We start from the raw sequence: 20,936 nt of genomic DNA, 5'->3' as shown, positions 1-20,936 counted from the left end.
GCCGGTTCTGTCCGTGCCGCCGCGCCGACTCCGAAAGCGCGGTGGCCGAGCGCTACTTGATCGCCTTGCGCACTCCGCCGATGAGGGCGTTGGTGAGGGCGCGGAGGCCGGGCTCGAGGATCTGGGCGGGGACGGGGAGGCTGGGCTCGGACTCCATGGTGTAGACGACCCTGGTGCCGCCCGGCGCGTCGGAGAAGCTGATGGTGCCGACGTGCCGCTTGACCGGGGCGCCCGCGATGACGCGGTAGACCATGCGCTCATTGGGGACGAGCTCGGTGGTCTCCTCGGTCGGGCCGATGCCGGCCAGGCCCAGGTGGTACTGCGCGCCGACGCCGGACGGGCTCCCGATGCCCGGCTTCTTCAGTGAAATCTGAATGGGCAGAAAGGCATTGAGGCTGTCGCGCTCGGTGAAGAGCTTGTAGACGACCTCACGCGGGGCGGGTAGGACCGTATCAACGGTGGTGCTGGCCATGTCCGGAGCATAGCCTTACCGGTCGGTAAGATGGAAGGTGCGATCGGGCCTGCGCCCACGGCGCCCGTATGCGGGCGTGACCACTGATTTCGTGCCGATTGGGGTAACTCGCCGGGTACGTCCGAAATGGATTCGGCACCAAACTGATAGCACGGATGCATGACCGTTGACGGCTCTCGGCTGCCTGCTGAAGTGACTGGGAGTCGGAGCGGATAGTTTGCTGACCGGCGCGCCTCCATCAAAGGTTGAGACTTTGCCGTAATCATCGATCGTTATGAAGATGCTGGCCCTGTTGTCGCGTAATACCGAAACGCTGCCGGGTCTGACCGGGATGGCCCGGGTGGACCGCAACACCAGGCGTTTGCTCCAGCGCGTGGGGCCCGGCGACGTGGTGGTGCTCGATGAGATGGACCTGGATCGGCTCACCGCCGACCGGCTCGTCGAAGCCCAGGTGGCGGTGGTGGTGAACGCCTCGCCGTCGATCTCCGGGCGATATCCGAACCTCGGTCCGGAAGTGCTGGTGGCCAATGGCATCCAGTTGCTGGACGCGGTCAGCTCGGATGTCTTCAAGAAGATCAAGGACGGCGCCAAGGTTCGCGTCGAGGGTGGCGTCGTCTACGCGGACAAACTGGCGAAGAGGGAACCCGAGGTACTCGTCGAGGGCATCGAGCTCACCGAGTTCACCATCGCCGAGCGCATGATCGAGGCGCGCAACGGGCTGGCCGACCATCTGGAAGCCTTCTCCGGCAACACCATCGAGTTCATCCGCACCGAATCCTCCTTGCTCATCGATGGAATCGGCGTGCCGGATGTCGAAGTCGACATGAAGAAGCGGCATGTCGTGGTGGTGGCCGACGGTCCCGAGCACATCGACGACCTCAAGCGCATCAAGCCGTTCATCAAGGAGTGCGCGCCGATCCTGATCGGCGTCGGCCGGGGCGCGGACACCCTGACCCGCCACGGTTACCGGCCCGACCTCATCGTCGGTGACCCGGAGGAGATCACCGCGAACACGCTGAAGTCCGGCGCGGAGGTGATCCTGCCCGCCGATACCGACGGCCACGCCAAGGGTTTGGAGCGCATCCAGGATCTGGGCATCGGCGCGACCACCTTCCCGTCCTCGGGCGCGCCTGCGGATCTGGCGCTGCTGCTGGCGGATCATCACGGCGCGTCGCTGATCGTCACCGTCGGCGCGGCGGCCTCGCTGGACGACTTCTTCGACCGCGGCCGGCGCGATTCGAATCCGGCCACCTTCCTGACCCGGCTCAAAATGGGCACCAAGCTCATGGACGCGAAAGCCGTTGCCTCGCTGTACCGCCACCGGGGCTCCGGCTGGGCGGTCGCGCTGGTGGTGCTCGCGGCGCTGGTGGCCCTGGTGGTCGCGCTGCTGGCCACCCACATGGGCGTTGAGGCGCTGACCTGGACCGCCGACACCTGGCATCGCGGATCGCACTGGGTACAGGGCCTATTCGACCGGCACAGGTAGGGGACCGATGATTTCCTTTCGCCACCACGCGATTTCGATCGCCGCGGTATTTCTGGCCCTGGCGGTCGGCGTGGTGCTGGGCACCCGCACACAAGGCAATGGGTTGTTTTCCGGCACGGGCGACCGGCAGCAGATCGACGATCTGCGTGCCGAGAACGGACGTTTGAACGAACAGGTGAAGGCGGCCGACGCCTTCCTGTCGGGTTCGGCGGGCAAGCTGCTGGGGGGCGCGCTGGCCAACCGATCGGTCCTCGTCTTCACCACCCCCGACGCCGACAGCGGCGACGCCGATGCCGTCACCGCGGCCCTCACCACCGCGGGCGCCGCGGTTACCGGCCGGATCGGCCTGACCGGCGCGTTCGCCGACTCCTCCGAGGGCGATCGACTACGCACCGCGCTGCTGAACGTGGTCCCCGCGGGCGCGCAGCTGGAGGTCGACGCCGTGGATCAGGGCAGCCTCGCGGGCGATCTGCTCGGCCAGGTGCTGCTCGACGATCCGGTCAGCGGGCAGGCGCGCGGCACCCCGCAGGAGCGCGGCCTGGCCCTCGAGACGCTGCGCGGCGGCGGCTTCCTGACCTTCGCCGACGTGCAGCCCGCCCAGCTGGCCGTGGTGGTCACCGGCGACGGGGCGCGGGCCGACGAGAACAATCGAGGCACCATCATCGCCAGGTTCGCCGGGGGTCTGCGGTCCCACTGTGCCGGGGTGGTGCTGGCGGGTCGCTACGGGGCCGCCGAGGGGCCCGGAGCGATCGCTGTGACACGGTCCGAGGGTGGGCTGTCGACCGTCACGACCGTCGACAATGTCGATCGTGAGATCGGGCGGATCACCACCGTGCTCGGGCTCACCGAGCAGTTGAACGGCGGTACCGGCCGTTACGGCACAGGTGAGAAGGCGACCTCGCTCACAGTCGCGGCCATGCCGCACTGAGACGATCCCCGGGCCGCACGTCGGAAAGCCCCGGCCACGCCGATGCCGACATGGGAAAGACTTCCCGCGACACGCAGAATCGAGCCAATCGCGGGCAACCAACATGTGTGGCATGCGATCGACGTCGCCGATCCGTGTTACCGTGAAGTCCCGTGGGTCAATCACGGATTCCGGCGCGCGCGGCCACGAAACACATCTTCGTCAGCGGTGGCGTCGCCTCTTCACTCGGTAAGGGTCTGACCGCCTCCAGCCTCGGTCAGCTGCTCACTTCACGCGGACTCCGCGTCACGATGCAGAAGCTGGATCCGTACCTGAATGTCGATCCCGGCACCATGAACCCCTTCCAGCACGGTGAGGTGTTCGTGACCGAGGACGGCGCGGAGACGGACCTAGATGTCGGCCACTACGAACGGTTCCTGGATCGCGATCTGTCCGGGGACGCCAATGTCACCACCGGCCAGGTGTACTCGAAGGTGATCGCCAAGGAGCGCCGGGGTGAGTACCTCGGTGACACCGTGCAGGTGATCCCGCACATCACCGATGAGATCAAGAGTCGCATTCTCGCCATGACGGGACCGGACCTGCACGGGCAGGCGCCGGATGTGGTGATCACCGAAATCGGTGGCACCGTGGGCGATATCGAGTCGCAGCCGTTCCTCGAGGCGGCGCGGCAGATTCGTCACGAGGTGGGTCGCGACAACTGCTTCTTCCTGCACGTCACGCTGGTGCCCTACCTGGGTCCCTCGGGCGAGCTCAAGACCAAGCCGACCCAGCACTCGGTGGCGGCGCTGCGCAATATCGGTATCCAGCCCGACGCGCTCATCCTGCGCTGCGACCGCGAGGTGCCGCAGCCGCTGAAGAACAAGATCGCGCTCATGTGCGACGTGGATGTGGACGCCTGCATCTCCACGCCGGACGCGCCGTCGATCTACGACATTCCGAAGGTGCTGCACCGGGAAGGCTTGGACGCCTACGTCGTTCGCAAGCTGGGGCTGCCCTTCCGCGACGTCGACTGGACGGTCTGGGGCGATCTGCTGGACCGCGTGCACAACCCGCGCGAAGAGGTCGCCGTCGCGCTGGTCGGCAAGTACGTGGACCTGCCCGATGCCTACCTGTCGGTCACCGAGGCGCTGCGCGCGGGCGGTTTCGCCTCGCGGGCCAAGGTGAACATCCGCTGGGTGCAGTCCGACGAGTGCGAGACCGAGGCGGGTGCGCGGTCGCACCTGGCCGACGTGGACGCCATCCTGATCCCGGGCGGCTTCGGCATTCGCGGCATCGAGGGCAAGGTGGGCGCCATCCACTACGCCCGCGAGCACAAGATTCCGCTGCTGGGCCTGTGCCTGGGTCTGCAGTGCGTGGTCATCGAGGCGGCGCGCTCGGTGGGCATGAAGGACGCCAACTCGGCGGAATTCGAGCCCGACACCAAGTACCCGGTCATCTCGACCATGGCCGACCAGGAGCAGATCGTGGCCGGCGAGGCCGATCTGGGCGGCACCATGCGGCTCGGCGCGTACCCGGCTGTGCTGCAGCAGGATTCACTGGTGGCGCGGGCGTACGGCGAGACCGAGGTCTCCGAGCGGCACCGGCACCGGTACGAGGTCAACAACACCTTCCGCGACAAGATCGCCAAGAGCGGCCTGAAGTTCAGCGGCACCTCCCCGAACGGCCACCTGGTCGAGTTCGTGGAGTACCCGCAGGACAAGCACCCGTTCCTGGTCGCCACCCAGGCGCACCCGGAGCTCAAGTCCCGTCCGACGCGCCCGCACCCGCTGTTCGCGGCGCTGATCTCGGCGGCGCTGGAATACAAGGCCGCCGAACGGCTTCCGGTGGAGATTCCCGACGAGGTGCCCGCCGCGGAAGCCGAGAAGGTCTCCAAGTGATCCCCGCCTGACCGGGATTCCACGGCCCGCCCGAGCATTCGACGAGTGCTCGGGCGGTTTCGTATCCGCACGGGTAACCGCGCTACGGTTCTGGAATGACCTCCTCGGAACCGGTCCCCGGCACCCACGATTTCGATGTCCTGTCCAGTCGCACGGTGTACTCGGGCGCGATCCTGGCGCTGCGGTTGGACCAGGTGGTCATGCCCGGCGGCAAGGTCGCCGAGCGGGAGGTGATCGAGCACCACGCGGCGGTCGCCGTGGCGGCGCTGGACGAGAACGACAATCTGGTGCTGGTCGATCAGTACCGGCATCCGATCGGGCGGCGGCTGCTGGAGCTGCCGGCCGGACTGCTGGACAAGGCGGGCGAGGATCCCCTCGAAGCCGCCCAGCGAGAGCTGGCCGAGGAGACCGGGCTGGCCGCGCGGGAGTGGTCGGTGCTGGTCGATGTGGCGCTCTCGCCCGGGTTCACCGATGAAGCGCTGCGGGTATATCTGGCGACCGGGCTCTACGAAATCGACCGGCCGGACCCGGAAATGGAGGAGGCCGACCTCCAGATCCTGCGGATGCCGTTGACGGAGGCCGTACAGGCCGCGCTGGCGGGAGATATCACCAATGCCACCGCGGTGGCCGGGGTGACCGCGCTGATGACGGCCCGGTCCAGCGGGGCCCGGCTGCGGCCCGCCGACGCGCCCTGGCCAGGGATGCCCACCGCGTTCCTGGATCGCAAGGCGCGGGAGGCGTCGCAGTAGATCCCGATTGGGCAGGCAATAGGTCCCGATTGGGAAACTTGTTCGCTTCGCCGGGTTCGGGTCGAGGAGTTCGTCGGTGGCGGCTGCAAAGATGTGAGCCGTGCTGAAGCGGCAGATCGACGCGTACCTCGACCATTTGGCGGTCGAGCGCGGCGCCGCGCGCAATACGCTCAGCGCCTATCGGCGGGATCTGGGCCGCTACCAGTACTTTCTGACCGAGCGCGGAGTGGAAACGCTTGCCCGCGTGGCCGAATCGGATATTGCCGACTACATGGTGTCGCTGCGGTCGGGGGACTCCGAGCATCCCGCCCTGGCGGCCTCGTCGGCGTCGCGGGCCCTGGTCGCCGTCCGCGGGCTGCACCGTTTCGCGACGGCGGAGGGCATCACCGACGCGGATGTGGCGCATCCGGTGAAACCGCCGACACCCGCCCGCAGACTGCCGAAAGCCCTCCCGTACGACCAGGTTTCCCGCCTGCTCGACGCCGCCGGGGGAGACATCGCCGACGGCCCGCGCGGGCTGCGCGACCGGGCACTACTGGAGTTGCTGTACTCCACGGGCGCTCGCATCTCCGAGATGGTCGGGCTCGACGTGGACGACATCGACACCGCCGAACGCGCGGTGGTCCTGCGCGGCAAGGGCGGCAAACAGCGCATGGTCCCGATCGGCCGCCCCGCCCTGGCCGCCCTCGACAACTACCTGGTCCGCGGCCGCCCCGCCCTCGCCACCCGGGGCAAGGGCAACAGTGCCCTCTTCCTCAACCACCGCGGCGGCCGCCTCTCCCGCCAAACCGCCTGGCAGGTCCTGCAATCCGCGGCGGAGCGGGCCGGCATCGCCGCCCAGGTGTCGCCCCACACCCTCCGGCATTCCTTCGCCACGCATCTACTCGACGGCGGCGCCGACGTCCGGGTCGTCCAGGAACTGCTGGGCCACGCCTCGGTGACCACTACCCAGATCTACACCCTGGTCACCGTCGGCACCCTGCACGAGGTATGGGCCACCGCGCATCCGCGCGCTCGCTGAACGAGAACGCCCGGGGGACGGTGGGATCCGTCGCCCGGGCGTTGGGTTTCGTTCGGCGCGTGGGCCTTACTTCTTGCGTTCGCGCTTTTCGCGGACGCGGACGTTCACGCGGACCGGGGAGCCGTCGAAGTTGAACTCCTCGCGGAGCTTTCGTTCGAGGAAGCGGCGGTAGCCGGCCTCGAGGAAGCCCGTGGTGAAGAGGACGAACGTCGGGGGGCGGGTGGAGGCCTGGGTGGCGAACAGGACTCGGGGGAGGCGGCCGCCGCGCATCGGGGGCGGGGTTGCCGCGATGACCTCCTTGAGCCAGTTGTTCAGGCGGCCGGTGGAGATGCGCTTGTCCCAGGAATCCAGGGCGGTTTCCATGGCGGGGACGAGCTTCTGGACGGCGCGACCCGTCTGAGCGGAGATATTGACGCGCTGGGCCCAGCGGACCTGGACCATTTCGCGGTCGATCTCGCGCTCGAGCATCTCGCGGCGGTCCTCGTCGACCAGATCCCACTTGTTGTAGGCGATCACCAGGGCGCGCCCGGCGTCGGCCACCATGGAGATGACGCGCAGGTCCTGCTCGGTGATCGGCTCCGAGGCGTCGATCAGCATGACGGCCACCTCGGCGGCCTCGATGGCCGACTTGGTGCGCAGCGACGCGTAGAACTCGTGGCCGCTGGCATTGCTCACCTTGCGGCGCAGACCCGCGGTATCCACGAAACGCCAGGGCTTGCCGCCCAATTCGACGAGCGAGTCGACCGGGTCGACGGTGGTGCCCGCGACATTGTGGACGACCGAGCGCTCCTCGCCCGCCAGCCGGTTCAGCAGCGAGGACTTGCCCACATTCGGTTTGCCGACCAGCGCCACGCGGCGCGGGCCGCCGGTGAGACCCGTTCCCTCGCGCGGGGTTTCGGGCATCACCTCCAGAATGAGGTCCAGCAGATCACCGGTGCCGCGACCGTGCGCGGCCGAGACCAGCTGCGGCTCACCGAGGCCCATCGACCACAGCTCGGCCGCATCGGCCTCCAGCTTCTGGTTGTCGACCTTGTTGGCCACCAGGATGACCGGGGTCTTGCTGCGGCGCAGCGTCTTCGCCACCGCCTCGTCGGCGGAGGTCGCGCCGACGGTGACATCCACCACCACGACGATCGCGTCGGCGGTCTGCATGGCGACCTCGGCCTGCCGGGCCACCGACTGCTGCAGGCCCTTGGCGTCGGGCTCCCAGCCGCCGGTGTCCTGTACCAGGAACCGGCGTCCGGCCCAGTTGGCCTCGTAGGAGATCCGGTCCCGGGTCACGCCCGGAATATCCTCGACGACGGCCTCGCGGCGACCCAGAATGCGGTTCACCAGGGTCGATTTGCCGACGTTCGGGCGGCCGACAATGGCGACCGTTGGCAGCGGAATGTGTTCGGCGTCCTGCTCGCCCTCGAATTCGGCGATGTCCCAGTCTGATTCGTCCGACCAGATGCCATCACCGGCGAAGGTGTCCTGCGTCACTGCGAGCCTCCCACCGAAATCTGTTCGGCCACGACGCGATACAGCTCGTCGATGACCTCGTCCTTGTTCAGATCGCTGGTGTCGACCAGCACGGCGTCCTCGGCGGGACGCAGCGGCGACACCTTGCGTGTCGAATCCAGGGTGTCGCGGCGCTGCACGTCGGCCAGCACGGCCTCGAAATCGTCACCCCGGCCCTCCGCGATGTTCTGTGTGTTGCGTCGCGCGGCGCGGGCCTCGGCCGAGGCGGTCAGGTAGATCTTCACATCGGCCTCGGGCAGCACGACGGTGCCGATATCGCGGCCCTCGACCACGATTCGCCCCGCCGCCGCGGTGAGGTCCCGCTGCAGGGCCACCAGCTGCTCGCGCACCTCGGGCACGGCGGATACCGCCGACACCGCCTTGGTCACCGCGTTGCCGCGAATCTCGCTCGACACATCCTCATCGTCGAGCAGGATGACCTCCCGGCTCGGATCGGTGCCGATGGTCAGCGGCAGCTCCTTGACCGCGACCGCGATGGCCGCGGCGTCGTCCAGGTCCACGCCGGTGCGCAGCACGCGCAGTGTCGCCACCCGGTACATGGCACCGGTGTCGAGGTAGCTGGCCTCGAGCCGGGTCGCCAGCAAGCGCGACACGCTCGACTTGCCGGTGCCCGACGGGCCGTCCATGGCGACGACCAGCCGCGCCCACCCGGTCAGCGCGCCGGTCGCGTCGATCAGACTTCCCACACCGTTCACAACGACACCGCCTCGTAGAGCTTCCCGATTTCGTCCCGGCCCAGCACGCGCAGCGTGCCCGGCCGCTGATCGCCCAGTGCGACCGGTCCAATGTGGGTGCGCACCAGCGCGGTCACCGGGTGGCCGACCTCGGCCAGCAGGCGGCGCACGATGTGCTTGCGGCCCTCGTGCAGCACCACCTTCACCAGCGACTTGCCCTGGCCGACCTCGAGCACCTGGAACCGGTCCACCTTGGCGGGACCGTCCTCCAGCTCGACGCCGTCCTTGAGCAGCTTGCCGACCTCGCGGTTCTTGACCTCGCCGTTGACCGTGGCCAGGTAGGTCTTGGACACCTCGAAGGACGGGTGCATGAGCCGGTGCGCGAGATCACCGTCATTGGTGAGCAGCAGCAGGCCCTCGGTGTCGGCGTCCAGGCGGCCGACGTGGAACAGGCGCTGACCGGCCGCGATCCGCTCGGCGACGATGTCGCCCACGCACGGGCGGCCCATCTCGTCGGACATGGTCGACTGCCAGCCCTTGGGCTTGTTCAGCGCCAGGTACACCTGCTCGTCGCGGATCACCACGCGCACGCCGTCGACCCGGACCACCGCGGTCTGCGGGTCGATGCGCAGGCCCTGCTCGCGCACGATCTTGCCGTCCACCTCGATGCGGCCGGCCTCGATCATCTCCTCGGCCGCGCGGCGCGAGGCCACCCCGGCCTTCGCGAGGACCTTCTGCAGGCGCTCGCCCTCGCCCCAGGGCAGCTTCTTCGGGCCCTGCGCGTCGGCGTCCACATGCTGGCGGCGCGCCGGCTTGGCATTGCTGATCAGGACCGGAGTCACGACCTGCTTGACCGGCTTGGCCTTCTTCTTGGCGGGGGTGTTCGGCGAGGTGTGCGGGGCCAGCGGGCTGCCGCCGCCGATCCGGCCGCGCGACGCATTGCGATCCTGGCCGAAACCGGCACGGTCGGAGCCGAATCCGGTGCGCGACTGGCCGCCACGGCTGTCGCCGCCACGCCCGGCGCCACGCGAATCGGAACCCCAGTCACCGCGAGACTGGTTGCCGCGCGCGGAGTTTCCGAAGGAGGAGCCGCCACGCGAGGACGCGCCCCCGCGCGAACCGCCTCCGCCCCACTGGCTTTCGCCGCGCGAGCCGTAACCCTCACTGCGCGAGCCATAGCCTTCGCCGCGCGAACCATTGCCTTCGCCGCGCGAGCCATAGCCTTCGCCGCGCGAGCTGGAAGCGCCGCGCGAGCCGTACGAACCGCCGCGGGATCCGCCGGAGCGTGAGTCATAGGACCCGCTGCCGCCGCGTCCGCCGCCGTACGAGCCGCCGCCACCGCGCGAGTCGCCTCGGGAATTGCCGCCCCACGAGGGCGAGTCGCCGCGCGATCCGCCGCGATTCGCGGAGCCGCCACGGGTGTTCGCGGCGCCGCCGCGTGAGTTCGCGGGGCCGTCGTAGCCTCCGCCTCCGCCATACGAGCTGCCGCCGCGCGCGGACCGGTCGTCTCCGGTCCGGCCGCGGGCGGCCCGGGAACCGCCGCGAGGCGGTTCACTGCCACGTTTCCTACGATCCGGTGTGCCATCTCGGCGAGCGGGTGTATTCACGTTGTCCTATTTCAGTCATCGGTGCCGAGGTCGATATCCGCCTCGGCCGGTTTCCTCAGCCTGGTGTACCGGGGGTCGGTGTCCAGGCTCTCGTTGATCTCGTCGATCAGATCGACGCCCGGGAGCAGTGGGGCCAGCGGCGGCAGATCCGCCAGTGACGCAAGTCCGATCCGTTCCAGGAACAGCTCGGTGGTGATGTACAGAGTGCCGTTGGTCTCCGGGTCCGCTCCGGCCTCCGCGATCAGGCCCCGCGCCAGCAGGGTCCGGATCACGCCATCCACGTTCACACCGCGCACCGCACTCACGCGTGCTCGGGTAACCGGTTGACGGTACGCGATCACCGCCAGGGTTTCCAAAGCGGCGCGTGTGAGCTTCGACCGTGCGCCGTCCAACAGCATACGTTCCACATAGGGGGCGAATTCCGTCCGCGTGTAGTAGCGCCACCCGTCGCCCACGTACCTGAGATCCATGCCACTGCGCCGCGCGGTCAGCTCCGCCGACATCTCCCGCAGCGCGGTCTCCACCCGGATCGGGTGATCCCGCAGCGCCGAGGCCAGCAGTTCCACCGGCGCGGGCGCGTCGACCACGAGCAGCATCGCCTCCAGCGCCGACCGGAACTCCTCCTCGCTCAGCGCCTCTTCGTCCTCGAACTCCGCCGGATCGACAGCCGTCTCCGGTGTCACGGCCGTCACAGGCGTGACGCCGGCCGTCCCGGATTCCGTGACCTCGGTCGCGGAAACTGTGATCTCGGTCGCCGTCTGTGTGACTTCGGTCGTCGGCTCGTCACCCAAGTCGTGCACCTCGGTCATCCATAGTCCTCGTCGATAGTCACCGGTTGGGCGGGTTGGTCTTCGAGCTCGCCGATCCAGCTGATGGAGAGCGGGCCCAGAGGGTCGGGCTGATCGAACTCGATGGTCTTGCCCCGGTAGAGCTCGAGCAGCGCGAGGAAGCGGGCCACGATCTGGATCGGCAGTTCGCAGTCGGCGCAGAGTTCGTGGAAGGTCGTCCAGCCGCCCGCGCCACGGCTTTTCAGCATCTCCAGTACCAGCGCGGCCTGCTCGGCGATCGAAATCGCATGGGCGTGGATGTGATCCAGCCCCACCCTCGGTTTCGGACGCGGCCGGAACACGGTGGCTGCGACCTCGGCGAACCCCGCGGCGTCCACCCCCAGCGTAACCTCCGGCAACAGCGCCAGATACCGCTCCTCCAGCGACACCGCGCGCGGATAGCGTTGCAGCGCCGCGGCCTCCAGCTCGCCCAGCAGCGCCGCGACCTGTTTGAAGGCGCGATACTGCAACAGCCGCGCGAACAGCAGGTCGCGGGCTTCGAGGAGCTCGAGGTCCTCCTCGTCGGAGACCTCGCCGGAGGGGAGCAGCCGGGCCGCCTTCAGATCCAGCAGGGTGGCCGCGATGAGCAGGAATTCGGTGGTCTGGTCGAGGACCTTGTCCGCGCGCAGCCCCTTTTCTTCCGAGAGCCGGGCTGTGAGCGCCCTGGTGTGGGCGATGAATTCGTCGGTCACCTTGTGCAGCGCGATCTCGGTGACGTCGAGCCGCCGCGAGCTGATGAGCTGCAGCAACAGGTCGAACGGGCCCTCGAAGTTGGCGAGCTTCAGGTGAAATTTGCCCGTTGCGTTCTGATCGTCCGATGGTCCAGCAGTACCGCCGCCTGCGACGATGTCGGCCAGGACCGGCGAGTCCGGATCTCCGGCGGGCAGGGCTGTATCCGCGTCCGCCGGGTCGTGCTCGGACGAATCGAGAGGATCGCTCAACGGCCCGACCGCTGGATGACTTCCCGGGCCATGGCCCGATAGGCTTCCGCGCCACCGGATTTCGGCGCCCAGGTGGTGATGGGCTCGCCGGCGACACTGGCGTCGGGGAAGCGGACGGTCCGCGAGATCACGGTGTCGTACACGAGGTCGCCGAACACCTCGACCACGCGCGTCATCACCTGACGTGAATGCAATAGGCGAGCATCGAACATGGTGACCACGATGCCGTACAGGGTCAGTTCCGGATTCAGCCGGTCCCGCACCTTCTCCACGGTGTCGTTGAGCAGGGCCAGGCCGCGCAGCGAGAAGTATTCGCACTCCATGGGAATGATGACGCCGTCGGCGCAGGCCAGGGCGTTCACGGTGAGCAGGCCCAGCGAGGGCTGGCAGTCGATCAGGATGTAGTCGTAGCGGTCGCGCAGCGGCGCGATGGCGCGGCCCAGCGTCTGCTCCCGGCCGACCTCGTTGACGAGCTGAATCTCCGCCGCCGACAGGTCGATATTGCTGGGCAGCAGATCCATACCCTCGACCTTGGTGTTCATCAGCACGTCGTCGACATTGACCTTGCCGGGGCCGACGAGCAGGTTGTGCACGGTGACGTCCAGATCGTGGTGCGCCACACCGAGTCCCGCCGACAGCGCGCCCTGCGGATCCAGGTCGACCAGCAGCACCTTGCGCCCGTATTCGGCCAGCGCCGCACCGAGATTGATGGTCGAGGTGGTCTTGCCGACGCCGCCCTTCTGATTGCACATGGCGACGATCAGGGCGGGTCCGCTGTGATCGGCTTCGTGGGGTTCCGGAATCTCGCGAACCGGGCGTCCGGTGGGGCCGAACTCCTTGCCGTCGGACACCACATCGGGTGCCTCCCACAGTGTTTGCGCGGCGGTTTCGATCCGCTGGCCCGCACCACCGGTAGTCGTCACGTCCGCTGCTCCTTCGACGTTCCTGCCCTTGCTCCGTCCACCGACCTGCCGTGAACGAAGCGCCCGGCCGCGTGTGCGACCGGGTCCCTCCTAGACGCTACCGCCTGTTCACGCAAGACCAACGCTCGGACACGCACCCTAAACCTGCACTTCAGGGCGGGTAAGGGTGTCCTCGGTCGGACTGGTGTCCGGTCAGGAGCATTCTTCGCCTGTGGGACAGCAGGTTACGGCCTATGCACCAGGACTGCGGGAGATCAGCGGGGGTTTCCCCGAATCCTGTCCGATCCGGCCCACCCGATTTCCCTCCGGCTCAGTCGATCCCTCCCAGCGGAACCGTCTCTCCGTCGCCGCCCCCCACACCGACCCGCCATCAACTCTGACGGCAACTGCCCACAATAGCCCCCGAGCCCCCGAGCGCGACCCACTCCGCATCACACAACCCCGCCCGTATCACACAACCCCGCCGGCCGCGTCACGAACTCCGGACCCGGATGCTCCGGTGCCCCAGCCGCCATCGCGTCGACATCGAAATCCCGCACCAGATCACCCGGCCTCAGCGCCGAGAACTCCCGCACCGGCCCGGTCACGAAGGTCTGGGTGGGCGGGGCTGTCGATCGGATCTCTTGCGGGGTGTAGCGGGTATGGTTCGGGGGAGGTTGCGGGGTGCGAAGGGCCGAATGTTGTTTGCGGGTACGGAATTCGCCGGTTATTTGATCGAGCGGCGGCTCGGTGGGGGCGGGATGGGGGATGTTTTTCTGGCCCGGCATCCGCGATTGCCCCGGCTGGTGGCGATCAAGCTGCTGGCGCGGGAGTTGGTGTCGCAGCGGGAGACCCGGTTCCGGTTCGAGCGGGAGGCCGAGCTGGTGGCCCGGCTGGATCATCCGAATATCGTTGCGGTGCACGATCGGGGGGTCGAGGACGGGCGGCTGTGGATCGCCATGCAGTACGTGGACGGTGGGGACGCGGCGGCGCTGGACCCGTTCACCCTGCCCGCGCACGACGCGGTCCACATCATCGGCGAGACCGCCAAGGCGCTGGACTACGCCCATTCGATGGGGGTGATCCACCGGGATGTGAAGCCGGCCAATATTCTGCTGACCCGCTCGGTGCCGGGGCAGGATCGGCGGATTCTGCTGACGGACTTCGGGATCGGGCGGCTGCGCGACGACTCGGCGCAGATCACCCGGACCGGGATGCTGGCGGCGACGATCACCTACGCGTCGCCGGAGCAGCTGTCGGGGGCCGCGCTCGACCAGCGCTCGGATCAGTATTCGCTGGCGTGCACACTGTTCCGGCTGCTCACCGGATCGACGCCGTACCAGGCGGAAACCGCGGCGGCGGTCATCGCGGGGCACCTGCAGCATCCGGCGCCGCGGGTCACCGGCCGGCGACCGGAGCTGCCCGCCGCCCTCGACGCGGTGCTGGCGCGCGGCCTCGCCAAACGCCCGGAGGACCGCTTCGACTCCTGCCGTGCGTTCGCCGACGCTGCGCTGCGGGCACTGTCGGATGAGTCCGAGTCCACCATGGTGCCGCTGCAGGTGGCCGCCGCGTCACCCGTGACCACTCTCTTCGCCGGCGCCCGGACCACGTCGACCGGACCGAGCGACAGCGTGTCGGCCACCATCACCCTGCCCCCGGCGGGCGAGGCCACCGTGCTGGACAGGCCGTCGTCCCCGCCGCCTCCGCCGCCGAACCGGAACGGCGGGCGTGCACGCTGGATCAACGCCGGTGCGGCGGCGCTGGTCGTCGTGGTCGCGACTGCGGCCGGAATCGTCTGGGCGACACACGATTCCGGGTCGTCGCGGAGCACGCCCCCGGCGAACACCGGCGGCCCGTACGCTGCCGTGTTTCCGGGTTTCGTGCCGCTCACCCAGATCGACTCCCTCGGTGACAAGGTCGCCTACCCCGTCTCGGTGGAGGACCCCGCGAACGACGGCCGGCTGCCGTGCAAGCCGGTCTCCATCGCCGCCGCGGTGCCCCTGACGGGCGCTGATAGCGATGTCGCTCTGGGGCGCACGGTGATCGACGCCGTGAATCTGGCCGTCGACCAGTTCGTCCAGGGCGGGAGCCAGGGCGGCAGCAAGGCCTGCCCGGTCGCCGTCCGCGGGTTCGACACCGCGGGCAGCCAGACGACGGCGGCGCGGATCGCCGAGCAGATCGCCGCGGACACCTCGATCATTGCGGTGATCGGTCCCACCCTGTCCCGCGAGGTGGTGGCGGCGGGCAAGACGTTCGACGCCGCCGGGCTGTCGTTTCTCACCCCGGCGGCGACGAATCCGCTACTGGCGCAGTCGGGTTGGTCCGGCTTCTTCCGCGGCCTGGCCAACGACAATGCGGAGGGTCCGGCGCTGGGCCGGTATCTGGCGAACACCGCGCACTTCTCCCGGGTCTGCGTGGTGCGCGACAGCGACGGCGGATTCGGCGGCTCGCTCGCGGACTCGGTGACCATGGGGCTGGGCCCGGCCGCGCTCGCGGGGTGCCAGGTCAGCATCGACCCGGACGGCGATCCGGGTGACGCCGTGACCACCATCGCCGGGGCGCACCCGGACGCGGTGTTCTACGCCGGGTACAAATTGGCCGCCGCCGAGCTGCTCACCAAGCTCCGGAGTGCCGGTGTCACGGCGACTTTCGTGCTGGGCGACGGCAGCTACGACCCGGACTTCCGGACCCTCGCGGGTCCGGCGGCCACCGGCACCCTCGTGGCCTGTCAGTGCGGGGCGGCCACCGAACGCTTCGTCGGCGAGTACCGGTCCGCCACCGGGTCCGCCCCGACCGCGTATGCCGCCGAGGCCTACGACCTGACCGCGATCGTGTTGCGGGGCATCGTGTCCGGGCACGCGGGTCGCACGGAACTGCGGACCTACCTGCACGGCTACAAAGGCGACGGCATCGCCCACGCGTACAGCTGGGGCGCGACCGGTGAACTCGGCGATCCCCGGATCTGGCTGTACCGGATCTCCTAATCCTGCTCGACCCGCTCGACCTGCTCGGGCCGCAGGCGTCGTAGCGCGATGACGGCGGCCAGGCATCCGGCCCCGAGAGCGATGGCCATCCAGGCGGCGCGACCGCCCGATTCGACGGCCCGGTTGGGATGCAGCGGTAACGCCTCGCAGCCACGGAATTCCAGCGTGAGCACGGCGGTCGGAATGAACAGCAGGCCGATCGCCAGCACGGTCCCGGCCGTGCCGCGGGTGGTGACCGCGCCGAAGCTGTACCCGGCCAGCGCGGCGACGGCGCAGCTGCCGATCAGCGCGCTCCACGAATCATCGTGTCGCGTGCCGGGAACCAGCAGCGCGAACACCCCGAGGGCGACGATCGCGACCGCGGCGACGACCGGCGCCGCGCGCCGCAGGCCCGTCGCCAGGCCGAGCACCAAGACCGAGAGAATCGGCGCGAGCTTCCAATGCGCCTGGGCCGCGATGGCGATCGCGCTGCCCGTCGCGGCGAGCGCCACCGCGAGCAGTGTGAGGGTGCCGTCGCGGTCCGGCAGCAGCAGCGCGGCGATCACCGCCGCCGCGAGCACCGCGAGCGTTCCGGCCACGATGACCGCGGCGTCGCTCGTCGCCGTGGTGAGCCGCTCCGACACTATGTCGATGGTGGTGACCACCACGGCCGCGGCGAGCACCGGCGCGAACGGCAGGTTCAACGCGGTGGAATGGGATGCCACCCCCGCGCGCGGGCACAGGACACAGCACACGGCCAGCAATCCCATTGTCGGTACGGTGACCCAGTCCGGCGGCAGATTCACGAAGGCGCGTTCGAGCAGCGATTGGGTTCCCTGCTCGGCCGCGATGGTCTCGATGTGGTCGCCCACCGTGACGCCGATGAGCCCCCCGAGCAGGTATCCGATTGCGGGCGGCCGGTATTCGAGCGCCGCCGCCCCCGCCGCGCCGAGCAGTACGCCCGCCGCGATCGAATCGACGAAGTTGGCGGTGGCCATGGTCACCGAGGGGGCGGGCACCAGGTGGTCGGTGACCAGAATCAGTGTCGCGACCGTGGCGGTGCCCCAGGCGGTGCGGGTGCCGAACATGCGCACGCACACCGCGGCCAGCACCGCGATGATCACGCCCGCGGCCGTGGCCCGGGGCACGGTCACGCTCAGCAGCGTCATCTGCAGCGCGGACGAGTTGGGTGCGCACCCGGTGTCGACGGGCACGATGAGGGCCAGGCCCGCGATCGCGGCGGCGGCGCACGCGCCCGCCGTGTCGAGGGCCGCGCGATACCGCTGCACGGGCGGCTCCCAAGGTCTGAAGCAACAGGTCAGTTACCGTCCAGCCACCGTAACAGCGCGCGCATTCACCGGGGGTGGCGGCGGGCCGCCCAGTCGGCGGCGAAATCGCGGAACCGCCGCACCGCCTCCGACGGCGTGGCGGTCGCCGACCAGATCAATCCGACATCGCGGGACGCGCCCGCGTCGGCGAGCGGAACGACGGCCAGCCCCGGCGGCATCGGTTCCTCGGCAGGCACCAGCGCGACGCCGAGCCCGGCCGCCACCAGCCCGGAGACCGTCACCAGATCACTGGACTCGAAGACGATGCGCGGCCGGATCCCGGCCGCCGCGCACAGTTCGTCGAAGATCCGCCGCATGCCGAATCCCGGATGCATGGTGATGAATTCGGCGTCGGCCAGCTCGGCCAGCCGGATCGGCCGCTGCCCGCTCTTGCCGGACGGGGCGGCCAGCCGGTGGTCGGCCGGAACCGCCAGGACCAGCGGCTGATTCAGCAGGGTGCGCCACCCGATGCCGGGCTCGCCGGGGCGCGGCGACACCAGCGCCAGATCGGCCTCGCCGTCGAGCACCTGCCGGGTGATGACCTCGGCCGCGCCCTGATACAGCGTGAAGCCGACCCGCCCCGCGCCACGCCGGAATTCGCCGATCAGCTGCGGGGCCAGCCGGCCGCCGAAGGAATGCAGGAACGACAGCCGGACCACTCCCTTGGCCGGATTGATGCGGTCGGCGACGGCCTGCTCCCCGGCGTGCAGTTCGGCCCGGGCGCGGCGGGCGTGCTCGTAGTAGAGGCGGCCGTACTCGTTGAGCCGGATGCGCTTGCCGTGCCGGTCGAACAGCGGCGTGCCGAGCCGCTGCTCGAGCCGGGCGAGCATGCGCGACAGCGTGGGCTGCGCCAGGTGCAGCCGGTCGGCGGCCGCGCTGACATTCTCCGTTTCGGCGAGTGTCGTGAACCACTCCAGATCCGAGCCGAGCACGCCGCCTCCTCGCTATATGTCGGCAGAGTATGAGCACTCCAATAATCATGCATTTCCGTTCTAAGTGCCAGCGTCGCACCCTGGATCCCGCACCCCTGTACCGAGAGGATCCGATGACCACCGTGCAAGGGACCACCAGCACCGCCGCGTCAGGGCCGACCGGTACGGCGACACCGCAATCGATCGGTACGGCAGCGCAGGAGCTGACCAGCGTGGCGACGCCGGGGCCGACCAGTACCGCCGGGCCCGGCCGGCCGAGGCACGCACACGAGAAGCGGGTCACCGCAGCCCTTTTCGCAGCCGGGCTGACCACCTTCGCGGCCATGTACTCCACCCAGTCGCTGCTGCCGAGCCTGTCGGCCGCCTTCTCGGTCCCGCCCGCGCACGCGGCCCTCGCCGTGTCACTGACCACGGGTTTTCTTGCGCTGGCCATCATTCCGGCGGGTGCGCTGTCGGCGCGGATCGGCCGCACCAAGGTGATGATCGGTTCCGCGGTGGTGGCCTCGGCGCTGGGTCTGCTGCTGCCGCTGTGCCCGACCCTCGACACCCTGCTGGCGGTGCGGGCCGTGCAGGGCGTTTCGCTGGCGGGCGTGCCCGCGGTGGCCATGGCGTATCTGGCCGAGGAGATCGGGGCGGCCGGACTCGGCGCGGCCATGGGCGTCTATATCGCCGGGACCACCATCGGCGGGCTGGCGGGCCGGTTGATTCCCTCGCTCGCCCTCGGGCTGACCTCGTGGCGCTGGGCGGAGCTGGCGGTCTCGCTGGCCGCCGCGGCGTGCACGGTCTGGTTCGCGTGTACCCTGCCGCCCTCGCGCGGATTCGCCGCGCGCCCGGCCGGTTTCGGCACCATGGTCGGCGATCTCACGGCACAGCTGCGGCATCGCGGCCTGATCGCGCTCTTCGGTCTGGCCTTCCTGCTGATGGGCAGTTTCGTGTCGGTCTACAACTTCCTGGGCTACCGCCTTACCCATCGTCCCTTCGAATTGCCCGCGGCCCTGGCCGGATCGGTGTTCGTGCTGTACCTCGCCGGGACGGTCGCCTCGGCGTACACCGGCAGGCTCGCCGATCGTCGCGGGCATGCGCGGGTCCTCACCGCCGCGGTGGCATTGATGGCCCTCGGTGCGCTGATCACCATTCCCGATCACCTGACCACGGTGCTGATCGGCATCCTGCTGTTCACCACCGGGTTCTTCGCCGCGCACACCACGGCCAGCGCGTGGGTGGGCACGCTGGCCGAAAATCGCGGCTCGGCATCGTCTCTCTACATGTTCGCGTACTACCTGGGCAGCGCGGTGGTAGGCAGCGCGGCCGGGATCGCTTACGCGGCCGGCGGCTGGGCCGGCCTGATGGCCTGTGTGGCAGCGCTTTTCGTCCTCGCGGCGCTGCTGCTGGCCTCGCTGGTCACGGCTGGTCGGGCGGCGCGGGATCGGCACTGATGTCGGTATCGGCGTCCGCGCACGCCGGATTCGGGCTGTCCTCGGTGACCTCGGTGCACACCGGCAGTACCGCCGGGGGATCGGTGTGGACCTCGACCGGCGCGGGCGCGCGCTCGGCCGGACCGGCCACGGCGGGCACCGCGAGGTAGACGAAAGCAGTGGTCAGCCCGACCAGGACGAGAACCATGGCCCCGGCCGCCAGCGTGGGGAGGGCAGTGGTGGAACGTGTCCACGCGACAACGGCCATGTCCCTCACCTCCTCGCAGCAGGACGACGATGCGTCTATCTCTCATCGCGTCGTAACGCGAGCCGCCCGCACCCGCCGTGCAGGCCTTATGAGGCCATGGTCGGGTTCGGCTCGGGGCCGGTCAAGCGGTAGCGGGGTCCATTTGCACGATGTTTACGCACGGTCGACACGGGTCTGTGCTGTTCCCGCCCAGCGCAATCCGGCGGTGACCGGAATCAGGTTCCGGTGTGGCTGTCGATGAAGACCTGGTAACCGTCCAGCAGCCGATCCAGGGCGAAGCTGAAATCGGCTTCCTCCCAGTGCATGTCGTCGGTGTCGAAGGCGCGGTTGACGAGGGCGGCACTGACGATCGGGAAACGCCCGGGGTCGAGCACCGCGGTCAGGATGGCGGTGAAGTCCTGGTCCTGCTTGTCCTGTTCGATGGTGTCGCGCAGGAAGCGGGTGCGGCCGATGACATAGATCGAAAGGTTCACCAGCAGTTGCAGTTTGAGCGGTTCGGCGAGATCGAGACCGGATAGCACGCGCATGCCCGCCTCGAGCCAGGCCATATTGTTGGGGCCCAGCGGGGGCGAGGTCATGGGGATGTCCAGCCACCAGTCGTGGGCGCGGATTGCGTGGAATTCGGCCCAGGCCCAGGCTTCCAGCCCGGCGCGCCAGCCGTCGGCCGGCAGGTCCGGCGTCACGTCGAAGATGCGGTCGTGCAAAAGCTCGACGAGGGTGTCCTTGCTGTCGACGTACCGATAGAGCGACATCGTGGTGAACCCGAGCTCCTTGGCGACCCGGGCCATGGACAGCGCGGCATAGCCCTCGGCGTCGGCGACCCGAACTGCGGTGTCCAGGATCTGATCGAGGCTCAGCCCGCGCTTGGGTCCACGGCTGCCCGCGTCGTCCAGATCCCACAGCAGCTTCACCGCCTTGGGCAGGACTCGTTCGTCGGGCCCCTTCATCTGACCTCCTGTCGTCGTTCCGCCTCCATCTTGCGCCATCCGGGAAACTGTGTAGCCTATAAACAAAGTGTACGG

General features: G+C 69.2%; 18 protein-coding genes. 7 read left to right on the top strand and 11 right to left on the bottom strand.

The window, feature by feature from the left end; translation table 11 throughout:
- Positions 1–52: 52 nt before the first annotated feature.
- Positions 53–472, bottom strand: coding sequence for an SRPBCC family protein (locus ACFXIV_RS28370; RefSeq protein WP_354844850.1), 420 nt, complete (start codon positions 470–472; stop codon positions 53–55).
- Between the two features lie 274 nt (positions 473–746).
- Between ACFXIV_RS28370 and steA the strand changes: the two genes are divergently transcribed.
- The 5 genes from steA (at position 747) to xerD (ending at position 6,536) form a co-directional block, all read left to right on the top strand.
- Positions 747–1,958 (top strand): putative cytokinetic ring protein SteA, encoded by a 1,212-nt coding sequence (gene steA / locus ACFXIV_RS28365; RefSeq protein ID WP_379399241.1) that lies wholly within the window; start codon positions 747–749, stop codon positions 1,956–1,958.
- Positions 1,959–1,965: 7 nt separating this feature from the next.
- Positions 1,966–2,886 carry a copper transporter gene (locus ACFXIV_RS28360; RefSeq protein ID WP_379399240.1) on the top strand — a complete coding sequence of 307 codons (921 nt, stop codon included), beginning with the start codon at positions 1,966–1,968 and terminating at the stop codon, positions 2,884–2,886.
- A 152-nt stretch (positions 2,887–3,038) separates the two neighbouring features.
- Positions 3,039–4,766, top strand: a complete 1,728-nt coding sequence (locus ACFXIV_RS28355; RefSeq protein ID WP_379399239.1) for a CTP synthase — start codon at positions 3,039–3,041, stop codon at positions 4,764–4,766.
- A 95-nt stretch (positions 4,767–4,861) separates the two neighbouring features.
- Entirely contained in the window at positions 4,862–5,515 is a 654-nt protein-coding gene (locus ACFXIV_RS28350) for an NUDIX domain-containing protein (RefSeq protein ID WP_379399238.1), read from the top strand.
- A gap of 100 nt (positions 5,516–5,615) precedes the next feature.
- The gene (gene xerD / locus ACFXIV_RS28345; RefSeq protein WP_379399237.1) at positions 5,616–6,536 is read left to right on the top strand and encodes a site-specific tyrosine recombinase XerD; all 921 of its coding nucleotides are present in this window, start codon (positions 5,616–5,618) and stop codon (positions 6,534–6,536) included.
- Positions 6,537–6,602: 66 nt separating this feature from the next.
- Here the strand turns inward: xerD and der are convergent, their stop codons facing one another.
- From der to ACFXIV_RS28315, 6 genes are all read right to left on the bottom strand, one after another.
- Entirely contained in the window at positions 6,603–8,018 is a 1,416-nt protein-coding gene (der, locus tag ACFXIV_RS28340) for a ribosome biogenesis GTPase Der (RefSeq protein WP_379399236.1), read from the bottom strand.
- Entirely contained in the window at positions 8,015–8,683 is a 669-nt protein-coding gene (cmk, locus tag ACFXIV_RS28335; RefSeq protein WP_379399258.1) for a (d)CMP kinase, read from the bottom strand. The genes der and cmk overlap by 4 nt, the downstream gene beginning before the upstream one ends.
- Positions 8,684–8,748: 65 nt before the next feature.
- On the bottom strand, positions 8,749–10,338 hold the full coding sequence (locus ACFXIV_RS28330) for a pseudouridine synthase (RefSeq protein WP_379399235.1): 1,590 nt from the start codon (positions 10,336–10,338) through the stop codon (positions 8,749–8,751).
- Positions 10,339–10,349: 11 nt separating this feature from the next.
- On the bottom strand, positions 10,350–11,147 hold the full coding sequence (scpB, locus tag ACFXIV_RS28325; protein ID WP_379399234.1) for an SMC-Scp complex subunit ScpB: 798 nt from the start codon (positions 11,145–11,147) through the stop codon (positions 10,350–10,352).
- Entirely contained in the window at positions 11,144–12,013 is an 870-nt protein-coding gene (locus tag ACFXIV_RS28320; RefSeq protein ID WP_379399257.1) for a segregation and condensation protein A, read from the bottom strand. Before ACFXIV_RS28320 ends, scpB begins: the two co-directional genes overlap by 4 nt.
- A gap of 89 nt (positions 12,014–12,102) precedes the next feature.
- A complete protein-coding gene (locus ACFXIV_RS28315) occupies positions 12,103–12,999 on the bottom strand; it encodes a ParA family protein (RefSeq protein ID WP_379389062.1) in 897 nt (298 codons plus the stop codon).
- A gap of 671 nt (positions 13,000–13,670) precedes the next feature.
- On the opposite strand from ACFXIV_RS28315, the gene ACFXIV_RS28310 reads away from it, so the two are divergent.
- Entirely contained in the window at positions 13,671–15,992 is a 2,322-nt protein-coding gene (locus tag ACFXIV_RS28310) for a bifunctional serine/threonine-protein kinase/ABC transporter substrate-binding protein (RefSeq protein WP_379399233.1), read from the top strand.
- Here ACFXIV_RS28310 and ACFXIV_RS28305 read toward each other — a convergent pair.
- Both ACFXIV_RS28305 and ACFXIV_RS28300 read right to left on the bottom strand, forming a co-directional pair.
- The gene (locus tag ACFXIV_RS28305; RefSeq protein WP_379399232.1) at positions 15,989–17,260 is read right to left on the bottom strand and encodes a hypothetical protein; all 1,272 of its coding nucleotides are present in this window, start codon (positions 17,258–17,260) and stop codon (positions 15,989–15,991) included. The genes ACFXIV_RS28310 and ACFXIV_RS28305 overlap by 4 nt on opposite strands.
- Positions 17,261–17,325: 65 nt before the next feature.
- Positions 17,326–18,231, bottom strand: coding sequence for a LysR family transcriptional regulator (locus tag ACFXIV_RS28300; RefSeq protein ID WP_379399231.1), 906 nt, complete (start codon positions 18,229–18,231; stop codon positions 17,326–17,328).
- Positions 18,232–18,344: 113 nt separating this feature from the next.
- Here ACFXIV_RS28300 and ACFXIV_RS28295 point away from each other — a divergent pair, with 113 nt between their 5' ends.
- Entirely contained in the window at positions 18,345–19,667 is a 1,323-nt protein-coding gene (locus ACFXIV_RS28295) for an MFS transporter (protein ID WP_379399230.1), read from the top strand.
- On the opposite strand, the gene ACFXIV_RS28290 is transcribed toward ACFXIV_RS28295, so the two are convergent.
- Positions 19,633–19,914 carry a hypothetical protein gene (locus tag ACFXIV_RS28290; protein ID WP_379399229.1) on the bottom strand — a complete coding sequence of 94 codons (282 nt, stop codon included), beginning with the start codon at positions 19,912–19,914 and terminating at the stop codon, positions 19,633–19,635. The genes ACFXIV_RS28295 and ACFXIV_RS28290 overlap by 35 nt on opposite strands.
- A gap of 215 nt (positions 19,915–20,129) precedes the next feature.
- Positions 20,130–20,861, bottom strand: a complete 732-nt coding sequence (locus ACFXIV_RS28285; RefSeq protein WP_379399228.1) for a TetR/AcrR family transcriptional regulator — start codon at positions 20,859–20,861, stop codon at positions 20,130–20,132.
- Between the last annotated feature and the right edge of the window lie 75 nt (positions 20,862–20,936).

Origin of the sequence: Nocardia sp. NPDC059236 (assembly GCF_042754085.1) — a bacterium.
Lineage (GTDB): Bacteria > Actinomycetota > Actinomycetes > Mycobacteriales > Mycobacteriaceae > Nocardia.
Note: the sequence above shows the minus strand (reverse complement) of the source record. Positions and strands in the feature narration are given on the sequence as shown.